This is a genomic window from Altibacter lentus (genome assembly GCF_000746845.1).
Lineage (GTDB): Bacteria > Bacteroidota > Bacteroidia > Flavobacteriales > Flavobacteriaceae > Altibacter > Altibacter lentus.
Map to the genome: position 1 here is coordinate 2860563 of NZ_KN050846.1, position 22534 is coordinate 2883096.

The 22534-nt window shown below is 43.6% G+C and carries 22 protein-coding genes; 5 read left to right on the forward strand and 17 right to left on the reverse strand.

What is annotated here, in order from left to right; translation table 11 throughout:
- Positions 1-72 precede the first annotated feature (72 nt).
- The 6 genes from JS40_RS13285 to kynU all read right to left on the reverse strand — a co-directional run bounded on the left by JS40_RS13285 (position 73) and on the right by kynU (position 6715).
- Positions 73-1158, reverse strand: a complete 1086-nt coding sequence (locus JS40_RS13285) for an amidohydrolase family protein (protein WP_034261324.1) — start codon at positions 1156-1158, stop codon at positions 73-75.
- 153 nt (positions 1159-1311) lie between these two features.
- Positions 1312-2097: an SDR family oxidoreductase gene (locus JS40_RS13290; RefSeq protein ID WP_034261326.1), complete on the reverse strand. Its 786-nt coding sequence runs from the start codon at positions 2095-2097 to the stop codon at positions 1312-1314.
- Positions 2098-2136: 39 nt separating this feature from the next.
- On the reverse strand, positions 2137-3582 hold the full coding sequence (locus tag JS40_RS13295; protein WP_034261328.1) for an aldehyde dehydrogenase: 1446 nt from the start codon (positions 3580-3582) through the stop codon (positions 2137-2139).
- Positions 3583-3620: 38 nt separating this feature from the next.
- Positions 3621-4049 carry a RidA family protein gene (locus JS40_RS13300; protein WP_034261330.1) on the reverse strand — a complete coding sequence of 143 codons (429 nt, stop codon included), beginning with the start codon at positions 4047-4049 and terminating at the stop codon, positions 3621-3623.
- Between the two features lie 5 nt (positions 4050-4054).
- Positions 4055-5452 (reverse strand): FAD-dependent oxidoreductase, encoded by a 1398-nt coding sequence (locus JS40_RS13305; RefSeq protein WP_034261332.1) that lies wholly within the window; start codon positions 5450-5452, stop codon positions 4055-4057.
- Positions 5453-6715: a kynureninase gene (gene kynU / locus JS40_RS13310; protein ID WP_034261334.1), complete on the reverse strand. Its 1263-nt coding sequence runs from the start codon at positions 6713-6715 to the stop codon at positions 5453-5455.
- 112 nt (positions 6716-6827) lie between these two features.
- Between kynU and JS40_RS13315 the strand changes: the two genes are divergently transcribed.
- Positions 6828-8987: a T9SS type A sorting domain-containing protein gene (locus JS40_RS13315; protein ID WP_034262541.1), complete on the forward strand. Its 2160-nt coding sequence runs from the start codon at positions 6828-6830 to the stop codon at positions 8985-8987.
- A 4-nt stretch (positions 8988-8991) separates the two neighbouring features.
- Here JS40_RS13315 and JS40_RS13320 read toward each other — a convergent pair whose 3' ends face one another.
- Positions 8992-9675, reverse strand: coding sequence for a hypothetical protein (locus JS40_RS13320; RefSeq protein ID WP_034261335.1), 684 nt, complete (start codon positions 9673-9675; stop codon positions 8992-8994).
- A gap of 66 nt (positions 9676-9741) precedes the next feature.
- Between JS40_RS13320 and JS40_RS13325 the strand changes: the two genes are divergently transcribed.
- Together JS40_RS13325 and JS40_RS13330 are read left to right on the forward strand one after the other, a co-directional pair.
- Positions 9742-10158, forward strand: a complete 417-nt coding sequence (locus tag JS40_RS13325; protein ID WP_034261337.1) for a (4Fe-4S)-binding protein — start codon at positions 9742-9744, stop codon at positions 10156-10158.
- Between the two features lie 2 nt (positions 10159-10160).
- Positions 10161-10445, forward strand: coding sequence for a GNAT family N-acetyltransferase (locus tag JS40_RS13330; protein WP_034261339.1), 285 nt, complete (start codon positions 10161-10163; stop codon positions 10443-10445).
- Between the two features lie 49 nt (positions 10446-10494).
- Here JS40_RS13330 and JS40_RS15420 read toward each other — a convergent pair whose 3' ends face one another.
- Positions 10495-10653: a lmo0937 family membrane protein gene (locus tag JS40_RS15420; protein ID WP_152558187.1), complete on the reverse strand. Its 159-nt coding sequence runs from the start codon at positions 10651-10653 to the stop codon at positions 10495-10497.
- A 184-nt stretch (positions 10654-10837) separates the two neighbouring features.
- On the opposite strand from JS40_RS15420, the gene JS40_RS13335 reads away from it, so the two are divergent.
- Complete coding sequence (locus tag JS40_RS13335) at positions 10838-11638, forward strand: class I SAM-dependent methyltransferase (RefSeq protein ID WP_034261341.1); 801 nt, start codon at positions 10838-10840, stop codon at positions 11636-11638.
- On the opposite strand, the gene msrA is transcribed toward JS40_RS13335, so the two are convergent.
- The 3 genes from msrA to JS40_RS13350 form a co-directional block, all read right to left on the reverse strand.
- Complete coding sequence (gene msrA, locus JS40_RS13340; RefSeq protein WP_034261342.1) at positions 11635-12318, reverse strand: peptide-methionine (S)-S-oxide reductase MsrA; 684 nt, start codon at positions 12316-12318, stop codon at positions 11635-11637. The genes JS40_RS13335 and msrA overlap by 4 nt on opposite strands.
- 106 nt (positions 12319-12424) lie before the next feature.
- Positions 12425-13207, reverse strand: a complete 783-nt coding sequence (locus tag JS40_RS13345; protein ID WP_034261344.1) for a zinc ribbon domain-containing protein — start codon at positions 13205-13207, stop codon at positions 12425-12427.
- 3 nt (positions 13208-13210) lie between these two features.
- Positions 13211-14305: a Nif3-like dinuclear metal center hexameric protein gene (locus JS40_RS13350; protein ID WP_034261346.1), complete on the reverse strand. Its 1095-nt coding sequence runs from the start codon at positions 14303-14305 to the stop codon at positions 13211-13213.
- A gap of 122 nt (positions 14306-14427) precedes the next feature.
- On the opposite strand from JS40_RS13350, the gene lpxK reads away from it, so the two are divergent.
- Complete coding sequence (lpxK, locus tag JS40_RS13355; protein WP_034261348.1) at positions 14428-15447, forward strand: tetraacyldisaccharide 4'-kinase; 1020 nt, start codon at positions 14428-14430, stop codon at positions 15445-15447.
- On the opposite strand, the gene JS40_RS13360 is transcribed toward lpxK, so the two are convergent.
- From JS40_RS13360 to JS40_RS13385, 6 genes are read right to left on the reverse strand one after another with little or no spacing between them, the layout of a single operon-like run.
- A complete protein-coding gene (locus JS40_RS13360; RefSeq protein ID WP_034261349.1) occupies positions 15444-17699 on the reverse strand; it encodes a response regulator in 2256 nt (751 codons plus the stop codon). The two genes, lpxK and JS40_RS13360, sit on opposite strands and share 4 nt — an antisense overlap.
- A gap of 51 nt (positions 17700-17750) precedes the next feature.
- Entirely contained in the window at positions 17751-18755 is a 1005-nt protein-coding gene (gene gap / locus JS40_RS13365) for a type I glyceraldehyde-3-phosphate dehydrogenase (protein WP_034261351.1), read from the reverse strand.
- 3 nt (positions 18756-18758) lie between these two features.
- A complete protein-coding gene (lipA, locus tag JS40_RS13370) occupies positions 18759-19631 on the reverse strand; it encodes a lipoyl synthase (protein ID WP_034261353.1) in 873 nt (290 codons plus the stop codon).
- Positions 19632-19673: 42 nt separating this feature from the next.
- Positions 19674-20879, reverse strand: coding sequence for an Nramp family divalent metal transporter (locus JS40_RS13375; protein ID WP_034261354.1), 1206 nt, complete (start codon positions 20877-20879; stop codon positions 19674-19676).
- Positions 20880-20884: 5 nt separating this feature from the next.
- The gene (locus JS40_RS13380) at positions 20885-21451 is read right to left on the reverse strand and encodes an RNA polymerase sigma factor (RefSeq protein ID WP_034261356.1); all 567 of its coding nucleotides are present in this window, start codon (positions 21449-21451) and stop codon (positions 20885-20887) included.
- Entirely contained in the window at positions 21442-22533 is a 1092-nt protein-coding gene (locus JS40_RS13385; protein WP_034261358.1) for a glycosyltransferase, read from the reverse strand. Before JS40_RS13385 ends, JS40_RS13380 begins: the two co-directional genes overlap by 10 nt.
- Between the last annotated feature and the right edge of the window lies 1 nt (position 22534).

Below are 22534 nucleotides of genomic sequence, written 5' to 3' on the forward strand. Positions count from 1 at the left end.
TTGAGTTTTGAGAATTTAGTGTCGAGGGATGTAATCCATATTTTATGCTTACAGCGTCTTTCTACTACCGGATCACGCTCCCAAGATCCGTTTTACCAATTTTTTCTTGGCTGCTTCATCGTCCCCGCAAAGCCATTGGATCACATTTTCCTCCCATATGGCATCGCATTCTTCCGAATTCAAGATCTTACGCTCCATAGCCAGATCCAGGATCTTCCCCGGGTAAGAGGATTGTTGTAAACTTTCCATCTCACCTAAAGGATACGGGTCATCCAGTCCCATGAGTACTTGTTTCGCCCCTTGATTCTTTACCAGTAATTCCAGGGAGCCGGTATCGTGTACAAGCGTGTCAAAGAAAATGTTCTTATGGCCTACCGCTCTACGCGGGTGTACTTTTCCTTCAAAGAGGTCCGGCCTGCCGTCGAAGCCTTGTATGCGTCTTCCCAGATTGATCTGTGCCAACTGCCCGCCATGTGCAAAGCAGGTGCGCATGTTCGGATATTTATCGGCGTAGCCGTTCAAAGTTAAAAAGTGATAGGCGTCTGCACACTGCGCCAACATCCATATCAAGTGAAAACGCCAGGCCGTATTTTCCAGCAAAATGAATTTTTCCCCGTCGTATGGATGAATTTCCACAGCAAGATTGTATTTACTGGCCAGCTCAAAAATAGGTTCGTTCTCTTCGTCAAAGATACAGCGCCAGGTGCCAATGGTATCCATATAATGGGTTGGCAAACACAAAAGTTGTAAGCCCAGTTCCTCTACGCAACGCTCTATTTCCCACAAAGCACCGCGTACAAACCCCGGATGGACTACAAACCCACAGGTGAATTTAGAAGGGTGATCGTGTTGCACTTTGGCATTAAAATCGTTCTGAAACCGCAGGGCCTGCTTCATTTCCTCCACCCGCAAACCGTTACCGTAAAGTTGCGACAAATTAAGAACCACCGCATGGTCGATCTTAAACCGCTCCATCCATTCCAGTTTTTCATTTAAGAAAAAACTCGAATCTGTTACCGGGCGGCTCCAATTTTTCTGAAGCATGAACTTTCGATCCTTATCTACCCAAAAGATCCCCTTATCCTTCATAAATTGCGGGATCTCTTCCGGATAAGGAAGCAGGTGCGAATGACCGTTTATGCGAAGTTTTCGTTTCATAGGTTTTGTTTCGTTATTTTATGGCGGGCTCTCGCCAGACAGCTCGACCGGGCTTTCCGCGCTACACGGTAGCTTGCTGCAATCCCTGCCCGTACTGTTAAGAACGGGTCTATTGCCATCATTTACGGAAGGCCAGCAGAGCGCAGGTTAAAGTTACAAACTTTTCGTCCTTCCGCCATCAACCGGCAGGTTAATTCCGTTGATATAGCTGGCAGCCTCGCTGGCGAGAAAAGCCACTGCATTGGCAACCTCCCCCGGTTGCGCAAAACGTCGGGCAGGCACGAGCTGTTTCATGAACTCTCCGGCTTCTTTTTCGGTCTTGTCCATCTTTTTGGCTGCATTCGCAACAATATCATCAAGTCGGTCTGTTGCCGTAAACCCCGGTAAGACATTGTTTACTGTGATCCCGAAAGCGCCCAGTTCGTTTGCCAAGGTCTTGCTCCAGTTTGCCACGGCACCCCTAATGGTATTGCTCACACCCAGACCGTCTATGGGTTGCTTCACCGAAGTTGAGATGATATTGATAATACGGCCATAGTCTGCTTTCTTCATTCCGGGTACGACGGCCTGCACCAGGATCTGGTTGCATATAAGATGCTGTGTGAAGGCTTTTTCGAATTCAGAAGTAGCGGCCTCAAAAACAGGACCTCCTTTGGGGCCTCCCGTATTGTTCAGCAGGATATGAAATGTTTTTTCCGCAGTGGCAATCGCTGCTTTTTCCCTCAGCGTATCTGGATCATTGAAATCGGCTACAAAATAATTGTGTTTTTGTCCCTTTTCAAACGGGAGTTCTAACAAAGTATGCTTCAGTTTTTCTTCATCACGAGCGACCAAGGTAATGGTAGCTCCCAGCTTAGCCAGTTGTATCGCAGAAGCTTTACCAATTCCGGCTGTACTTCCGCAGATCAAGGCATTTTTATTTGTAAGATCTAAATTCATGTTCTTAGTTTTTTATATTAATTCCCAAGATGCGGTACCTTATTCATATTTAATACACACATTCTTAGCTTCCGTAAAAAAGCGCAAAGCTTCAAAACCCCCTTCGCGGCCCACACCACTGTCTTTTACACCACCAAAAGGCGTACGGAGATCACGATTAAGCCATGTGTTCACCCAAACAATACCTACTTCCAATTGTTTTGAGATGCGCATGGTTCGGTTGAGGTCATTGGTCCATAATGTGGCAGACAATCCATATCTCACTCCATTGGCCATTTTTAGTGCTTCTTCCTCGGTATCGAAGGGCATAAGGGTTACCACAGGACCAAAGATCTCTTCCTGGTTCACCCTGCATTGGTCGTCAAATACTTCAATTATGGTAGGCTGTAGGTAATATCCCTGCTCATGATCCTTCACGGTCACAGGCTGGCCTCCAAAGAGAATCGTCCCGCCTTCTTCTTTTGCTAAACGGATATAAGCCCGAACTTTTTCCAGATGCGGACGAGAAACCAATGCGCCCAGGTCGCTATCTGCGTCAAAAGGGTCACCTACTTTTAACTGACTCACTTTGGCGACAAAATCTTTTTTAAAACGCTCAAAAAGGGATCGCTCTACAAAGATCCGGCTTCCGCAGAGACATATCTGCCCCTGATTTGCAAAAGATGACTTTACGGTAATTGCCAGCATCTTTTCGTAGTCGCAATCGGCAAAGATGAGGTTGGGATTCTTACCTCCCAGTTCCAACGATAATTTTTTGAACATGGGAGCGGCTGTACGCGCCAGATGTTCACCCGTTTTCGTGCCTCCGGTAAACGAGATCGCCTTAATGTGCGGGTGTTCTACGATCGCCTGACCGGCAGAGGGTCCCTCCCCATGTAAGATGTTAAGTACGCCTTTGGGTAGCCCCGCTTCGGTACAAATATCGCCTAGCATAGCAGCCGTCACAGGGGTTACTTCACTGGGTTTGGCAACTACCGTATTCCCTGCTGCAATTGCAGGAGCGATCTTCCATGTGAACAAGTAGAGTGGTAAATTCCAGGGTGAGATGCAACCTACCACCCCGATGGGTTGGCGTAAGGTGAAATTCATGGTGCCCAGACCTACACTCTCGTGGGCTTCACTCGCAAACTGGGTGATGGCGTTTGCGAAAAATCGGAAATTACTGGATGCTCTTGGAATATCTACAGCAAGTGCCAGACTCAATGGCTTCCCGTTATCTTTGGCTTCGGCCGTTGCCAATTCCATCATTTTTTCTTCTATCAAAGTTGCGATCTTCAGTAATATCCGACTGCGTTCTTCTATAGGTGTATTGGACCATGAAGGAAAGGCGTCTCTTGCTGCTTCGTAGGCTGCCGCAACATCCTTTGAACTGCTGTTGGCAATTTGAGCATATACTTCTCCGTTACTCGGATTATAATTATCCAGCCATTTCCCCGAAACAGGATCACAGTAGTTGCCGTTTATGTAATTTTGGATTTTCTGCATACGTCAATTTTTTTACAGGATCTGTTTACTTTAAGTGCTTAATTTCCTGCAGGCTTATACGCCATGGCTTTAATCTCAACTACGAGATAGGGGTGTGGTAGCTGGTGAACGGCAACCGTAGTGCGCGTCGGACCTGTTTCTTTATTGAAGAATTGCGCATAGACTTCGTTGTAGCCGGCGAAATCGTTCATATTGACCAAAAACGAGGTTACATCTACCACATCCTCCATGGTAGCACCTTCGGTTGCTAAGTAATCTTTGATATTTTCCAGAACGGCACGTGTCTGTTCTCGCACATCCAAACGCATACTGCCCATTTCATCCACCTGATGTACTCCGGCAAAGGTATTGTCCGGTAATCGTGAGCTGGTTCCACTCACAAAAATAAAGTCACCAACTCTTTTCACATGGGGGTAGGCCCCACGAGGCGTTGCTTTTCCTTCTACCAATCTACTCTTATTGCTCATGATTGTTATTTTAAGTTTCGTACTACGGCATCGTCATGAAGGATGTCATTGGTCTCCTTCGTTACAAGCGTTAATTTTTCTTCTAGGGTCATCTGCTCTGTGAATTTTCCATCATCCAACAAATTTAGAATCGCTTTGTCTTGAGCTCTGCCTTTTTTCATGGCATCTTCATAACTTATATTTTCATTGAACGTAACCAACGAATATTTGGAGTAATAATCATTGGGGAACTCGGCTTCGAAAGCGGTTTCCAATTTTCGTTTCTGTTGAAACAGAGGGCTGGCCGTATGCTCCTTCATTTCGTGAAAATTATCTACTGCCAGATCGGCAATCGCATCAGTATCCTTTTTACGCGCCTTCTCGTATTCCTTAAAGACCCGATCCCAGTCGCCTTCATGAGCTGTCAATATCTCATCGAATACTACAACATCTTCAAAAGAGGCGTTCATCCCTTGTCCGTAAAACGGAACGATCGCATGTGCCGCATCCCCCAGAAGCAGGGTTTTTCCATAGCAGCTCCAGGGAGAACATTTAATTGTTCCCAAAGGTCCTGTGGGATTTTGAAAGAACTCTTCTCCCAGTCGTGGCATCAATGCTAAGGCATCAGGGAATTCTTTACTAAAATATGCTATAACATTCTCCTGGGTGGTGAGATTCTTAAAACAATATTCACTGTTCTCATAAGGTGCAAAAAGCGTCACTGTAAAGCTGCCATCCAGATTGGGTAATGCGATAAGCATATCTTCGCCACGCGGCCAAATGTGCAGTGCACCCTTATCGGTTCTATATCCTCCCTCTTTGGTCGCTGGTATTTCCAGTTCCTTATAGCCATGTGTGAGCCATTGTTGTGAAAAACTGAACAAGAATTTCTTATGCTGAAACATGCTCTTACGCACGGCAGATCCTGCACCGTCGGTGCCAATGATCACATCTCCCTGATAGGAGATCTCGCGCCCAGTTTTGTAATCTTTAAATACTGCTGAAGCATGCTCGAGATCGACACTCTTACAACCATGATTAAAAATAATGGAGACATTAGGCATCTTCTCTGCGGCATCCAATAGCAGCATGTTCAATCCCGGACGTGAGATGGAGTTGATGTATTCGTTTTGACGCCCGCTGTATTTGCTTAAAAAAGTATTTCCTTGCACATCGTGTATCATTCTGCCATACATAGGAATACACAGTTTTTTGGCTTCCGCTTCAACGCCGGCCAATCGCAGTCCGCGCAATCCACGATCACTTAGGGCAAGATTTATGGACCGTCCGGCGTCCTGGGTCACTTTCCGAAGATCGGGACGTTTTTCCACCAAGGTCACAGCATACCCTCGTTGGGCCATACGTAAGGCTAATAAGCTACCACATAGGCCTGCGCCAATGATAAGGATTTTGTCGTTTTTCATTTATTGCAATACATCTTTTAATCGTTGGGTAAATTGGAATACATCCTCGAAGCTATTGTACAGCGGTGCGGGAGCAACACGTATCACATTCGGTTCGCGCCAATCGCTAATAACTCCGGCTTCGGTTAATTTTGTATGTAATGATCTATCGGCGTTCTTAACCTGTATTGACAATTGACAGCCACGCGATTCAGGATCTCGTGGTGTGATGATGCGAATATGTTCATCCTTAAGCGCATCGATTAGAAACTCCAGGAATCCTGTAAGTTTATGACTTTTCTTGAGAAGATTATCGAACCCTGCCGCTGCAAAAGTATCCAGAGATGCCCGAATGGCCGCCATGGACAAAATAGGCGGATTGCTCAATTGCCAACCCTCGGCACCCGGCAGCGCATCAAATTCATGCCGCATGTTGAAACGAGTCTTCTTGTTGTGGCCCCACCATCCCGCAAAACGCTTCAGTTTCTCACTATTTGCATGTCGTTCGTGAACAAAACAACCTCCCAAACTTCCGGGACCACTATTGAGATATTTGTAACTACACCACACGGCAAAATCGGCACCGGTTTCATGAAGGTTTGGTTGAATATTTCCCACCCCGTGCGCCAGATCGAATCCTACTCTGCAATCAAAACGATGTCCTAGCTGTGTGATCTTCTTAAGCGGAAATGCCTGTCCTGTGTAATAATTGGTGCTGCCAATCATAAGCAAAGCAACAGCTTCTCCTTGTTCCTTCATAATGGTCTCCAGATCTTCAAACCGGCACAGTTCCTCACCGGGTCTTGGCTTCCATAATATAAGTCCGTCCTGAGGATCAAATCCGTGGAACCGCAACTGACTCTCCACTGCGTATTTATCACTAGGAAAAGCGTCACTTTCTACCACGATCTTATATTTGGAAGATGTAGGGCTGTAGAACGAAACCATCATAAGATGAAGGTTGGTTGTCAAGGTATTCATTATAACCACCTCACTGGGTTTAGCTCCTACCAGGGTTGCCATGTTCTCGGTAAGGAACTCATGATATGGAAGCCAAGGATGTTCGGCTTCGGTGTGTCCTTCAACACCCAGCGCTGCCCAATCGTTCAATTCCTTCTGAATGTATTCTGAAGTGAGTTTTGGTTGGAGTCCGAGTGAATTTCCGCAGAGGTAAATAAGGGGTGTTCCCGAAGCATGTTGCGGGATATGAAATCGATCTCTAAAATGGGACAAGGGGTCTTCGGCATCACACTTTCTGGCGAAATCTAAACTGTTATGGAACATAGACGCAGGTTGGTTTTTCGAATCCTAACAAAAATAACAATTAATATTTGAAGTAAGGGTACATCAGCACTTGGGATTCATGCTCCTTCGTAGTATATTTGAAAAAAATATCATGGGCAAACGCGGCGTATTCTTTTTGCTTCTCCTCGCTATTGGCTGGACCTCCTTCGGGCAGTCTGTAGCTCGCCAATGGAACGAAGAAATCCTCCATGCCATTCGCAAAGACTTTGCGCGACCCACAGTGCACGCACGAAACTTATTTCACTCCTCTGTTTTACTTTATGATATGTGGGCAGTGTTCGATGATGTGGCAGAGCCTTATTTCCTCGGAAAAGAGGTTGGCGGATTTACCTGTCCGTTTAATGGATTCATAACGTCTGAAACACCTTCCGAAGCACAAAAAAAAGCGATGAGCTATGCGGTCTATCGCTTGATTCGACATCGTTTTTCAAACTCTCCCGGTAACGAAGAGATTCTACTTTCCATTGAATCATTGATGAATGATCTAGGCTATGCTACTCAAAATACATCAACCGATTATTCCACCGGCGACCCGGCGGCACTGGGTAATTATATTGCCTCACAGATGATCGCCTTTGGGTTACAGGACGGTTCCAACGAAGCAAATGGATATGAGAACCGCTTCTATGAGCCTTTGAATGACCCTTTAAATACGGATGTCTCCGGTAATCCCGACATGGAGTTTCCAAACCATTGGCAACCATTGAAAGTAGAGAATTATGTGGATCAAAGTGGTAACACGATTCCCGGAGGACAACCTCCTTTTCTGGGCCCGGAGTGGGGAGCGGTCACTCCTTTTTCTCTTTCTGAAGAAGATAAGAAGACCTTCGAGGTTTCCGGTAACACCTATCACGTCTATCACGATCCCGGACCGCCTTCCTATATACAGGAGGGACTTGGTATCTCCGATCCTTATAAATGGGGCTTTTCTATGGTGGCAGCCTGGGGGTCGCACTTAGATCCGGCAGATCCGACACTCATCGATATTTCCCCTAAAAGCCTGGGAAATTTGGCGATGCAATCCTATCCTAAGGAGTTTACAGAGTATACCAGTTTCTACGATTTCCAGAACGGGGGAGATCCAAGTACGGGGCGGGAGATCAATCCCGTTACAGGAGCAGCTTACCAAGAGCAGTGGGTCCCGAGAGGTGATTATACCAGAGTACTGGCCGAATTTTGGGCCGATGGACCCGATAGCGAGACGCCGCCGGGACATTGGTTTACCTTGCTTAACTATGTGAGTGATCATCCTGATCTTGTGAAAAAAATAAAAGGAGTAGGGCCCGAACTAAGTGAACTCGAATGGGATGTGAAGTCGTATTTAATATTGGGGGGAGCTATGCACGATGTGGCTGTTACCGCTTGGGGACTTAAGGGATATTACGATTATGTTCGCCCCATAAGTGCCATTAGGTACATGGCAGAGAAAGGCCAGTCCAGCGACCCTACGCAACCCAATTACCATCCGCATGGTTTGCCGTTGGTTCCGGGATTCATTGAGCTAGTGAAGGAGGGTGACCCACTGGCGGGAGCCTTTGAAGAGAATTTACATAAACTAAAACTGTTCACTTGGCGTGGGCCGGGATTTATAGTAGATCCGGTAAATGATATTGCAGGTGTCGACTGGATCTTGGCAGAAGAATGGTTTCCTTACCAACGGCCATCTTTTGTAACACCTCCTTTTGCAGGATATGTTTCGGGGCATTCTACATTTTCCAGGGCAGCAGCCGAGATTTTGACGATGTTAACCGGTAGTGAATATTTTCCCGGGGGGATGGGCACGTTCAGTATCGAGAAAGATACATTTCTCAAGTTCGAAAAAGGGCCTTCCGTTGCTATGGAGTTGCAATGGGCCACCTATCAAGATGCAAGTGATCAAACCAGTTTGTCACGTGTATGGGGAGGCATTCATCCACCCATTGACGACATTCCCGGGCGTATCATTGGTGCGAAAGTAGGAAAACAGGCGTTTGCCTTCGCAGAACGATTCTTTACCGGCAAGATAGCTTCAGAAGGGGTATTGTACCCCAATCCGGCGCGGGAGTTAGTAAATGTCCTGTATCGTTCAAATGGTACTTTGCAGCTTTCGGTGTTCGACCTTCAAGGGAGACAGGTGATGTCAACCCCGGCAGAATTCAGCAATGGTGAAAGCCTTCAGCTTAACGTTTCACAACTTCAACAAGGACTTTATTTGGTTCTGCTGAATGATGGCGATAGCATTGTATGGTCTCAGAAAATGATCAAGATCTAAAAAATTATTTCACCGAAATATCAGTAAAATATAGTTTAAAACTGCCCGTGCTGTCTTTGTGCATGGTCGCCAGTTCAAGTTTACCAAATTGAGAGTACTCCTCCCAGGTAGTAATCAGGGACGGTAGGCTGTCATTTCCTTTTCTGAAGATCCATTCGCTTACCATGAAATCATTGGAATAGAAAAAGTCGTAGGCATCGCCTGGGGTATAACCGCCTTGCGAACCATAGACCACAGTGAGTTTGTTAAGTGTATCTTTTGAGATAGGAGCTATGACATTTTCTACTTCGGAAAAGGTCGTTCCTTCATCCCACATTAAATTAAAGGGAGCAAGCAGCCAATATCGATCGTTGATAAATGCAGCATCGGCACTAGTTGGAATGTTATCTATACCCTTTCTATTATAAGAAACAGTGTCTTTTCCCGTGATAAGGGTGACTTGGTGGGATTGCGGGTTCCAGATCCAGGAGCGCTCACTATGGCTATCACCACGGTCTACATTAAATGTAAATTTAAGTTCTGCAACCTCTTCCCAATGCGCGTAACCATTCTTATAGGCAATGGCTTCGGCGGTTGTCAATTCTCGAACAGGAGTAGTTTCTTTTTCCGAATCGATTTCAGAAGAAGAAGGATTTTTACAGTTCACGAAACTTAAAAAAAGCAGACATAGGAGCAGGATTCTTTTCATTACAAATTGATTTTCAGTAAAAATACACAAACTAATGTAGCATCGATAATTTTTGTAAATTTAAGAATGGGAAAGACAAAAGAATATTCAAATGGAGAAGTAACGGTAATTTGGAAGCCTGAACTTTGTATCCACTCTGCGAAATGTGTACACAATCTTCCGGAAGTCTTCAAGCCCAAGGAAAAACCCTGGGTGCAAGTAGCGAATTCCAATACAGAAGCGATCATCAATACAGTAAAAGCATGCCCCAGCGGAGCATTAAGTCATTATTTGAATGCAGTGGGACCTGCTCCGGTAGATAGCGATACAAAAAAAGAAATGATGCGGGTTGAAGTTATGGAGAACGGACCTTTAATGGTCTATGGTGCTCTTTCTATTGTACATGATGACGGTCGAGAAGAACAAAAATCGAGAGCTACGGCATTTTGCCGTTGTGGACAAAGCGGGAACAAGCCCTTTTGTGACGGCTCACATAAAGCTTAATCATGGAAATAACAGAGAACAAAGAAAAGAAACGATTTGAAACAACTGTGGAAGGTAAGACGGGAGTGATCGAATACATTCGCGCACAAGACAAGATGTATCTTACCCATACTGAGGTACCCGATGCGCTGGAAGGGCAGGGCATAGCCTCTTCGATGGCGAAGTATGCCTTAGAACAGATCAAGGATGAAGGCCTAAAATTGGTTCCGCTCTGTCCTTTTATTGCAAGCTACGTAAAGCGGCACCCAGAGTATAAGACCCTTTTGGCAGCCGGTTATACGGTGTAAAGCCCTTTTTGGAGTTAAAAGGGCTTTCTGTTTTTAAAATGTTACTGGCTTAAGGTCTGCGTCCGGTTGCCAATCGGTATAATATACCGATGATGGCAAGTACAAGTAGAATGTGGATAAGACTTCCTACAGCATCTCCGAAGCCAAAATAACCTACTAGCCATCCTACTAATAGTATTACTACGATTAACCAAATTAAATCTCTCATAATTATTGGTGTTTTAGATTAGTACACTAAAGCTACGATATTCAGTAATCCGATGCGACAAGTTTAACCCGTGTTTAACGAAAGCTGTTAAAATTGTTTGAAAAGCGTTCTTGTCTTACTTTTTTGAGTTAGGATGCGAGCCAGATCCGGTTCACTTTTCTATTTTTACCCAAATTGACAACCAATGGACCTTCAAAAAGCTTTTGACGTAAACAAAGAGACCTGGAATAAAAAGGTGGCAATTCATGCCGCCAGCGAATTTTACGACTTAGAGGCATTTTTAAAAGGAAAATGTTCTTTGAACGAGTATGAAGTAATGGCACTGGGCGATGTATCAGATGCTTCCCTCTTACACCTACAATGTCACTTTGGTCAGGACTCCTTAAGCTGGTCCCGAAGAGGAGCGGATGTTACGGGCGTGGACATTTCTGAAAAAGCCATCGAACTGGCCCGTCAACTCAATGAATCTCTCTCGCTCAACGCAACCTTTGTGTGTTGTAATGTATTGGATACATCGCAATATGTTTCAGAAACATTCGATATAGTTTTTACTAGTTACGGAGTTATTGGCTGGTTACCAGATCTGCAACCCTGGGCAAAAATGATCGCTGAACGGTTAAAACCCGGAGGGGTTTTTTACATGATCGAGTTTCATCCCATTGCATGGATGTTCGATTATACCCAATCGCCTCCCGTGATGCGGTACGGCTACCACCAAGAGGATATGATCTATGAAGAGTATCAGGGGACCTATGCCAATACCGAAGCACCCATTATCAATAAAGAATGTGGTTGGAATCATTCCTTGGGTAAGGTTATTTCAGCGCTTGCTAATGCGGGATTGAGGATCGATTCGTTAAAGGAATACGACGCATCACCCTATGCGATCTTTCCCAAGCTCCAAAAAAACAAAAAGGGCATGTACGAACTAGAGCGTAAATTATATCCGCTGGTCTTCGAAGTCATCGCAACCAAGCATCCTTAGTGCTTTGCATCTTCTTTTAAAAGTTCCGGAAATTTTTTCTGAAAACGTTTTAGTCTGGGAATGGATACATTTTGAATATAGGGATTGTTGGGATTTCGTGCTTCATAATTTTGATGATACCCTTCAGCTTCCCAAAATTTTTGAAAAGGCATGACCTGAGCGGCTACTTCCTCATCACCCAATGTTTTGTTGAGTGCAGCGATTTTCTCCTCAATGATTCTTTTTTCAGCATCGTTTTGGTAGAAGATAATAGAACGATATTGTGAACCTTTATCGGGGCCCTGACCGTTCACTTGGGTAACATCTTGCGAACCAAAATATACATCCACCAGCGTTTCAAAAGACACTACCTCCGGATCATAGATGACCTCTACAGCTTCGGCATGTCCTGTGTTTCCTGTGTTGCTTTCCTCGTAAGTAGGGTTTTTGGTATGGCCGCCGCTATAACCGGAGATCGATTCTTTCACGCCTTTCACGCTTTCGTAAATAGCCTCCACGCACCAAAAACAACCGCTGGCAAAATAGGCGCGCTTCAACCCATCCTGGGCGGGCACTTCTATAGCGGTAATATCTTGTTGAGCTTTAGTTTCTGCTTCTTTATTAGTTTCGTTGGAAGGTTTACAGGCCCCAGTAAAGGCAATAATTGTAACTACCGTCAATGCGAGAATGTTCTTTTTCATATTCTTTTTTTAATACAGTCGAGAATTGATAATGTTCCTTTCTATCAAAGTAATAAAAAAAGCCCTCACAATATGTGAAGGCTTTGTTATAATATACAAGAAAGAATTACTTCACTTTCGCAAATAATTTCTCCATCTTTTCACGTTCCTCGGTCGCCAATTCAGGATCAACCAAGATACGTCCGCTGTGTTCATCGGTAATGATCTTCTTACGTGATGCAATCTCCATTTGTACTTGGGGAGGAATAGTAAAGAAAGATCCACCCGAAGCGCCGCGCTCTACAGGAACGATGGCTAAACCATTCTTAACGTTCGAACGAATTCGCTTGTAAGCTTTGATCAAGCGCTCTTCAATTTGCTTTTCGTAATCTTCAGATTTCTTGATAAGTGCCTGCTCTTCTTTTTCTGTTTCCGAAAGAATTTCGTCCAGCTCACCTTGCTTGTGCTTTAAGTGCTCTTGACGCTCTTTTAAACGAGCTTTTGTTTCGTCAATAACCTCTTTCTTCTGCTCGATCTGTGCCTTGAACTCTTTAATGTGTTTTTCGGCTAATTGGATCTCCAGTTCCTGAAACTCGATCTCTTTGCTCAATGAGTTGTATTCGCGATTGTTACGAACGTTGTCCTGTTGTCCGGTATATTTTTTGATCAGGCTTTTGGCCTCTTCGATAAGGTTTTTCTTTCCTTTGATCTCTTCGTCGATGACATCGAGATCCGACTTCAATTTTTCGAGACGTGTATTCATTCCTGCAACCTCATCTTCCAGGTCTTCTACTTCCAAAGGAAGTTCTCCTCTAACATTGCGGATTTCATCGATACGGGAATCGATCAATTGCAGATCGAATAATGCTCTTAACTTCTCTTCTACAGTACTTTCTGTTTTTGCTGCCATATTCTAATAATAGCTAATAGGATTGGTGTTTGTTTGAGATAAAACGATTGCAAAATTACTAATTTTTTTGTTAAGGAAAGAAACTAAAAGCTCTTTTGTGAACTGTTCACTTTCATAATGTCCAATATCGGCAAGCAGGAGGGTGCCTTCAGCCTTAAAAAAATCGTGATATTTGAAATCTGCACTCACAAATGCATCGGCTCCAACGTGTTTGGCAGCATCAATTGCAAAACTTCCACTTCCTCCCAGCACAGCCACTTTCTTTATGGTCCTGCCCAAAAGAGGCGAATGGCGGATCCCTTCGGTCTTCATCTTAGATTTAAGATGTGCTAAGAAATCCTTTTCTGAAAGCGCTTGCGGTAATTCACCTACCATCCCCATCCCAATATGCTGATTGGTATTTTCTAGCGTTGTAATTTCATAGGCCACTTCTTCATAAGGATGGGCCGTATTCAAGGCATGAAGCACTTTAGCTTCTAAATGTTTTTGAAAAGTGATCCCTACTTGTACTTCTTCTTCAAAATGCAGTTCACCTCTTTTGCCCAACGTAGGGTTTGAGGCTTCATTTCCTTTAAAACTGCCTTTTCCAACTACGTTGAAACTGCAATTCTCATAGTTGCCAATGGCACCTGCACCTGCCGTAAACAGCGCATCACGAACCTTCTCTGCAGCCGATAGCGGTACAAAGGTGCGTAGTTTTTTTATGGTGCCGGGCTGTGGGATCAAGACGCTTCTGTTGGTTAGTCCCAACTGTTCGCAAATTTTTGCATTCACCCCTTCCCATGCATTGTCTAAGGCGGTGTGAATGGCATAGATGGCGATATCGTTCTTAATCGCTTTTTGCACCACCCGCTCAACATAAGTAGCTCCGGTTATTTTTTTCAATCCTGAAAAAATAATGGGATGGAAACTTACTATAAGATTACACTTGGCAGCTATCGCTTCATCAACGACGGCTTCCAAAGTGTCTAATGTGACCAGAACACCCGTTACTGAAGCATTGGCATCACCTACCAATAGTCCGGTATTGTCAAAATCCTCTGCATAGCTTCTTGGTGCCCATGTTTCTAGGATAGATACAACTTCATTTATCTTCATGCTGTGATAATTTAGCGTAAAGATAACAGAATCTTCTCGCTACCGGAAATGATTTCTGAAGTGCTAATTCAAAAAGTAAGAAAGGGAGAGCGGCTTTAAAAGGGAATTAGTATTTTCGTTACATGAAGCGATTTCGTTTTTTATTGTTTCCCTTCTCGGTTTTCTATGGTTTTGTGACCGGGATGCGCAATTATTTGTACGATCGCGGATGGTGGGAAAGTAGGTTGTATAAAACTCCGCTTGTTTGCGTAGGGAATTTATCCACCGGAGGTACCGGAAAGTCTCCCATGATTCAGTATTTATTGTCCTTTCTTCTCAATGATTTTACGGTGGCTGTTCTAAGCAGGGGATATAAGCGGAAAACGTCGGGATATTTGGAAGTAGCAATGAATAGTACTGTAGAAGAGGTGGGCGATGAGCCACTTCAAATAAAACAGAATTTTCCCAATGTGACCGTAGCCGTATGTGCCGACAGGCGAACCGGTGTCGAGAAGTTGGAACCTTCAGCGGACGTGATACTGCTGGATGATGCCTTTCAGCATCGAAAAGTACGGCCGTCCACGTCAATATTGCTCACTTCCTACTCTAACCTGTATCTTGATGATTATCTTTTACCGGCCGGGAACCTTCGTGAATCTCGCCTAGGTGCAGAACGGGCCGATGTGATCCTAGTGACCAAATGTCCGGAAGGAGTTTCTTATGCGAAACAGCAAGAAATTCAATTTAGAATGCAATTGAAACCGTACCAGAAACTATACTTCACCAGAATTGGATACGATTCTTTTATTTACGGTAAGACCGAGACATTGTCTTTGGAGTACCTTTTGGACAAACCCTTTACCTTGGTAACAGGAATCGCCAATCCCAAGCCTTTGGTGGATTTTCTAGAAAGGAAAGGGTATGTGTTTGAGCATGAGAAATTTTCCGACCATCATGATTTTAGTGCGTCAGAAGTAAAGAAATTGCAGAAGAACGACATTATTCTTACGACTGAAAAGGATTATATGCGACTACAGCCGAAGCTTCAGAAATTTGCATTGTACTACCTGCCTATCAAGACCATTTTTCTTAATGAGCAGGAATCTTTTTTTCAGGAATTTATTAGAAAGCAAATAAGAAATACGCTAAAGGAGACCCCTTAAGTATTTACCGGAAACTTACGTCCTTCTAAAGTGCGATAGATCTTTTCGAAGAATTCTTCAGTTTTAAAAGGCTTTGGAATGATCTCATTGAAACCGGCTCGATAGAACTCGTCCAGATTCTCGTCAATGGTCACCGCGGTTAGCGCGATGATAGGAAGGTGCTTATTAAAATCCCGGATCTTTTGTGTAGCCTCGATACCGCTTATACCCGGCATGTGGATGTCCATAAGGATCACATCGAAATCATGTGTCTTTACCAGTTCGATGGCATCCATACCATTGTCGGCCACCATACACTGCATTTTATTTTTTTCCAGGATCTTTTTAGTGATCATCTGGTTGATTTTATTGTCCTCGACCACCAATACCTTTCTGTTCTCTAGAGCTACATAATCCACATCGTATATAATGTTCTTAGGGTTGGTGTCGCTTTGTATCTCTTCGGAAATATCAAATTTGATATTGAACCAGAACTTAGACCCTTTCCCCAACTGGCTGTCGAGCTGTATTTTGCTGCCCATAAGCTCCAAGAGATTCTTAACGATTGAAAGTCCTAAGCCTGTACCCCCAAATTTTCTATTGATCTGTAGGGAAGCTTGAGAAAAAGTTTCGAAGATGCTTTTTTGTTTTTTCTTGGAAATCCCGACACCGTTATCCTCGATCTCAAAATGAAGCATTACCTTTTTATCAGTATGTTCCTGCTTCTGTACCCGAACGGTCACATCCCCATTTTGAGTGAACTTAACCGAATTTCCAATTAAATTGATCAATACTTGAGATAACTTCAAGGGATCACCCACAAGCTTATCGGGGATGGATTCATCAAATTCTAGGTGTAAGTTATTTTTACGGTCGTCTGCCGATTTCTTTAAGGCAACCAACACATCATTGATGCGTTTCTTCAGAGAGAAGGTAGTTTTTTCTATCTCCACCTTATTGGCTTCCAGCTTGTTGAGGTCCAGAATATTATTAATAAGGGACAAAAGATATTCTCCGGAGAACTTCAATGAATTAAGGTGTTCTTTTTGATGCGGTTTAGGGTCTTCTTCTAATAATAAATGCGTGAGTCCGGTCACCGCATATAATGGTGTACGGAGCTCATGGGTAATAGTGGACAGAAATTGTGCTTTGGCCAATGACGCTTTTTCGGCTTTCTCCTTTGCCAACAATAACTCATTGTTCTTGTCCTGAAGCAATTCGTTGGCTTTGGCTCGTAAATTGTTGTTCTTGTAAAGCGACAATGTTAGCAACGACAGGATCACGATCAACGCGATACTCAATCCCGTTGTCATTTTACCAAAATTGATCGACTTTTGCTTTTTATCAAGGTCATTTTGCTGTGTCACAATGATCTCTTCCAAATTACCAACATCGGTTTCGGCATCCACGCCCTTCGAGATAGCACTAAGATAAAGTTGGTAAAGGGAATCGCTTTTGCTTTCGTAAAGGTCCAAATACTCCTGTGCCAGGCTATTATTATTACGACGAATGGCAATGTAAGAAGCGATCTTATAGCTGTCTATCTTTAGTTTGGAATAGGCATTTGCTTCACTAATCGCAAGAGATTTTTGAAGTGTGGCTTCTGCTTGGTTTAACGGATTGTAACGTACCTCTTCGGGGGATAGGCTAAGCAAGGCTTCAGCTTTATTGAGGTATGCAAATGCTTCTTGATAATTGAGATTGTAGGTTTGAAATAGCGGTATGGCAGCATCAAAATAGTTGATGGCTATTTTGTAATTCTTCTTTTTCAATTCCAGTATTCCGATGCCTAATACTACTTCTGCTTGTTTTTTTTCATCTCCTAACTGAGTGATGATCTTATCGGCTTCTTTTAAGAATTTTTCAGAATTGGCAAAATCTCCTGTGCGTGTTAGAATAAAACCATATAGACTGTAGGCTTTCGCCAACTTTTCTTGATCATTTATCTTGTTGAGCAAGATAATGGCATTGTTTGTTTCTGTAGCTGCCTTCGAATAATTCTGAAGATAATAGTTAAGTTCTGCAATGCTCAGCAGTACATCGACCCGTAATAATAGATCGGTTGAAGTACTCACTAATTTGTTGGCTTTATTGAGACGAATCATGGCCGTCTCAAAATCCTGTGCTTGTACGGCTGTCTTAGCTTCTTTCTGAAACTTTTTAACCGTACCAATAGTGTCTAATGCAGTCTCTTGTGCCAACGCACCAAAAGAGAGCATAAGACAGCAGAAGGCGGGGAGTAATATCTTGTATGTTAGAGAGATACTCTTCATTAATCTTATGTACTTCGGCGATAAATATAGTCATTTCCTCGATAATGAAGTCTATTTTGAGGAAAATTGTAGGATTAAATCGACAATTCGAGACGAATAGCCAATTTCATTATCATACCAACCTATTATTTTGACCATTTTACCTATGACCGAGGTCATCTGTGCATCAAAAATACAGGAATGTGTATTACCCACGATATCGATGGATACGATAGGATCTTCGGTGTATTGTAAGATCCCCTTCAATTCATTTTCAGAAGCATTCTTAAAAGCTTCGTTCACTTCTTCAATAGTAACCTCCCTGCGAACGTTCAAGGTAATGTCGGTCAACGATCCGTTTGGAACCGGGACCCTAATACCACAGCCCCCGATTACCGAGGCCAGATCCGGGAAGATCTTTGTTAGCGCCTTGGCAGCCCCCGTAGTTGTAGGGACGATTGACTGTCCGGCTGCACGCGCCCTTCTCAAGTCTCTGTGGGGTTGGTCGTGCAAACTTTGGTCGGTTGTATAGGAGTGTATGGTGGTGATATAGGCCTGCTCTATGCCGCATAAGGTATCGACAACCTTCAACATAGGTGCGGCGTTATTGGTGGTGCAAGAAGCATTAGAGACGATAGTGTCCTCCTTGTTCAAAATTCCATCATTGACACCTAGTACGACTGTTTTAATGTCGTCTTCGGAAGGGGGAACCGATAGGATCACTTTTTTGGCTCCGTTTTCTATATGTTCTTGTAATTGTTCCTTAAGCCGAAACTTACCGGTGCATTCAATAACGATGTCTATTCCGTGCCAGTTCAAATCCGACAGGTCTTTTTCCGAAGAGAACCGAACCACTTTCCCGGCTACAGTTAGGGTGTCTTTGGTAGTGTTAATGGATTCATGTAACACTCCGTGGATGCTGTCGTATTTCAACAAATGACCTAACGTTTTAGCGTCGGCGATGTCATTTATCGCAACAACTTCAATGGTTGGGTGGTGCAGTAATAAACGGAACAGGTTACGACCAATGCGCCCGAAGCCGTTAATACCAATTCGAATAGGAGCTTCAGTGTGCATAGCCTACGTTAAGTGCTTTTGAGCTTTATAGGAAGAACGTACCAGCGCTCCGCTTTCTACATGGCGGAACCCCATTTCCAGACCTATTTCTTCGTATTTCTTAAATTGTTCCGGGTTTATAAATTCTTTCACCGGGAGGTGACGTTTTGAAGGTTGGAGATATTGTCCAATAGTAACAATATCGAGTCCTACGTTTCGCAAATCTTCCAGAGTTTGAATCACTTCGCTTTCAGTTTCACCCAATCCCAGCATGACCCCACTTTTGGTACGTTCAATACCCTGCTCTTTTAAATAGCGGAGTACCTCCAGACTGCGCTCATATTTCGCTTGTATTCGTACTTCACGGGTCAGGCGTTTTACAGTTTCCATATTATGTGATACGACTTCGGGTTGTACTTCAATGATACGATCAATATTGCGAGTGACACCTTGAAAATCGGGAATAAGCGTCTCTAATGTGGTTTCGCGATTCATTCTGCGGATCGCCTTAACCGTTTCGGCCCACAGGATCGAACCCATATCCTTAAGATCGTCGCGGTCTACAGAGGTGATCACAGCGTGTTTTATCTCCATAAGTTTAATGGAACGCGCTACCTTTTCGGGTTCGTCCCAATCCACAGTTTCGGGTCTGCCTGTCTTTACACCGCAAAATCCGCATGAACGTGTACAAGTATTGCCCAAGATCATAAAAGTTGCGGTCCCTTCGGTCCAGCATTCGCCCATATTAGGACAACTTCCGGAGGTGCAGATCGTATGGAGGTCATACTTATCCACTAGACCTCTAAGTGCCGTGTATTTTTTACCGGTAGGAAGTTTCACCCGAAGCCATTTTGGCTTTGGGGCCGGTTTTTTCAGTTCTATGGTTTCTGTATTCATAAGCAGTTACAAAGGTACAAAGAATACCTAGAAAAAAACGTATTAGATCGTACTTAGGAACCAGAAGCTGAAAGCAATGAGCACCACGATGGATACGAGACTGTAGTAGCGCATAAATGCTGAAGGTCTTGCTTGGGCGGGAGTATGGCTTCCGCATATTAATTTATAGTTGATAATGGCATAGAACGGCGCAGTTAGAAAGGAAAGGATGGTGGCTACTTTTATAAGCAGACCCATTTCAGAAACAAAGAAGAAAAAAATAGACAAGGTGCCCGTTACAAGAATGAGCAACCAAAACAAGTATCCTCTTTTTGACCGCATACCGGTTAAAATCTCCACGGAAGCATTCATCACTCTCGGGGAACCGTCCAGCGTAGTGAGGGTTGTACTGAACATGGTTGTTAAAGCAGCGATACCAATAATGATCTTTGTGTGCTCTCCCAAGCTATAAGTGTACATCGAGATCAACTGATTGGCAAATTCTCCGCCATTTCCTGAAAATCGTTCGCCGCTATTATACATCACTAAAGCCCCTAAGGCTAAAAAACCCATGGCGAGAAATGTTGTGCTAAGATATCCTACATTAAAATCGAAACGAGACTCTTTTGGAGTAATAGCCTCATCAAGTTTCTTTTTTTCTACTGTCCAAATAGAATGCCAGATAGAGATATCTAGGGGAGCGGGCATCCAGCCCATGAAAGCGATCAAGAAAGCTACCGAAAGAGCATCAGTTGGTAACACCTGTGTAAAAGAGAGATTGGATTCGGGTTTTATTGCTAGAACAACAGCAACGATGGTACTTATGGTTAGGGAAAGTACAATTACTTTCATCAAGGAATCTAAAATCTTATACCGGCCCACGATTAGAATAAAAAAACAGATCCCCGTGATCACTGCAGTCCACAGAACTACAGATCCTACTCCAAATAAGGAAGAGGCGATTCCTGCCGTAACAATAGTAACTGCAGTTTGAATTGTAAACATGGTGCCTAATGTGATGATAAAGTACGCGATAAGAACACCTTTGCCCATCTTGGCGTACCCGGCCAGTAAATTTTCTCCGGTAGCTGAAGCGTAGCGCGGTCCAAATTCAAAAAAAGGATATTTAACAGCATTGATCAATAACAATGCCCACAGCAACCCAAAGCCAAAATCGGCTCCGGCACGCGTGGACTGAACCAAATGTGAAACGCCTATGGCAGCTCCTGCAAACAGAAAACCGGGTCCGAGTCTCTTGAGGATCTGCATCGTGTCTAATGGTGTTGCGTAATGATCTCGGCCAATAATTTCTTAGCTCGCAGCAACCTCACTTTTACATTGTTGAGAGGTTCTTCCAGCGCTTCCGAAATTTCGTTATAGCTCATTTCCTGAAAATAGCGTAGGTTGATGATCTCCTGGTAGTGGGGTTTCAATTCTTTAATAAATTGGAGCAACTCTGCTAAATTTTGTTCTGTGATCAATTTATCTTCCGGGGTAGGATTTGCATCGGCTATCTTTCGAATATGGTCTTCACTTGCATCGGTCGTTTGGGAGTAGATGGAGGCATTCTTCTTTCGGGTCTTGTCGATCTGGATATTCTTTGAAATAGCAACGAGCCATGTGCTAAACACATAGTTCTCATCAAAAGTATCGATCTTATCAAAGGCTTTGGAAAACGTTTCTATCGTGATATCTTCGGCTTCATATTCATCCCGAACCCGTTTCATTTGGAAGCCGTATACTTCATTCCAGTAATGGTCCAATAAGAATTTGAATGCGCTTTGCTTTCCTTTTTTTGCTTTCTGAATTTGATGGTCTATATCCTGTTGCGTTATTTCCACCGCTTCGGTTTTGAGTTGCTATTGGAAATAAAGATACTCAATTGCAGGAAGACTAAAAATAAATCTAATAGGGGTAATATCGGGATGAGGTCTGATTCTTTTAATTTTGTGGCAGCCTTGCCGAAAACCAGATATTGAAGGCCCATTCGAGCAATAATAAACGGTAAGGTGAGTTTCCAACTTGCAAACAAAGCAAGGATCGCAAGTGGCCAAAACAAGAAGCCTGATATATAAAAAAGTGCTAACAGAAACTTGTGTTGAGGCTTATAATAGCTTGCTGTGGTAACATGACGTCTTTTTTGATGCATCCATTCTTTCCATGTATTCTTTGGTGCTGAATAAGTGAAGGCCTTTTGAGCAAAACAAATAGCTGTATTAGCTCCGGTGGCGACCTCATTTACAAACAGGTCGTCGTCGCCGGAAGGAATCTTCACGTGCGATATAAAACCATTGTTGGCGTAATAAAGATCACTGGTGTATGCTAAATTTCTTCCCACGCCCATATAAGGCATTCCTGCTTTGGCATAGGAAAAATACTGAAGGGCAGTAAGCATGGTCTCAAATCGAATGATCTTATTTAAAAACCCTTTGCGCTTTTCATAGGCACCGTAGCCCAAGACAAGCTGTTTATCTGTTGAGAAATGAGATGCCATTTCGCCTAACCATTCATCGCCTGCCGGACTGCAATCGGCATCGGTAAAGACCATTCGCTGGTGTTTTGCACGTTTAATGCCAAGAGTGAGTGCATATTTTTTACTGGCCCAAAAGGTTTCATTGTTCTCTACATTCACGATCTTGATTCGCGTATCTTGTTCAGAAAATTGTTCCATTACCTCCAAGGTGTCATCGAAGGAGGCATCATTGATCAAAATGATCTCATAGTTAGGATAGGATTGCTTTTGCCATAGCGGAATATTCTTTCGCAGGTTCTCGATCTCGTTTTTGGCACAGATCAATAAAGATACGGGAGCATTGCCCTGCGACGAACTTTCAGAAGGATGTAAGAAAGAAAATTTAGAAAAGAGAAGGAAGTAGCAACAGTTTATAAGAGCAACTGCCGCGAATACGTAAAATAGCACCATA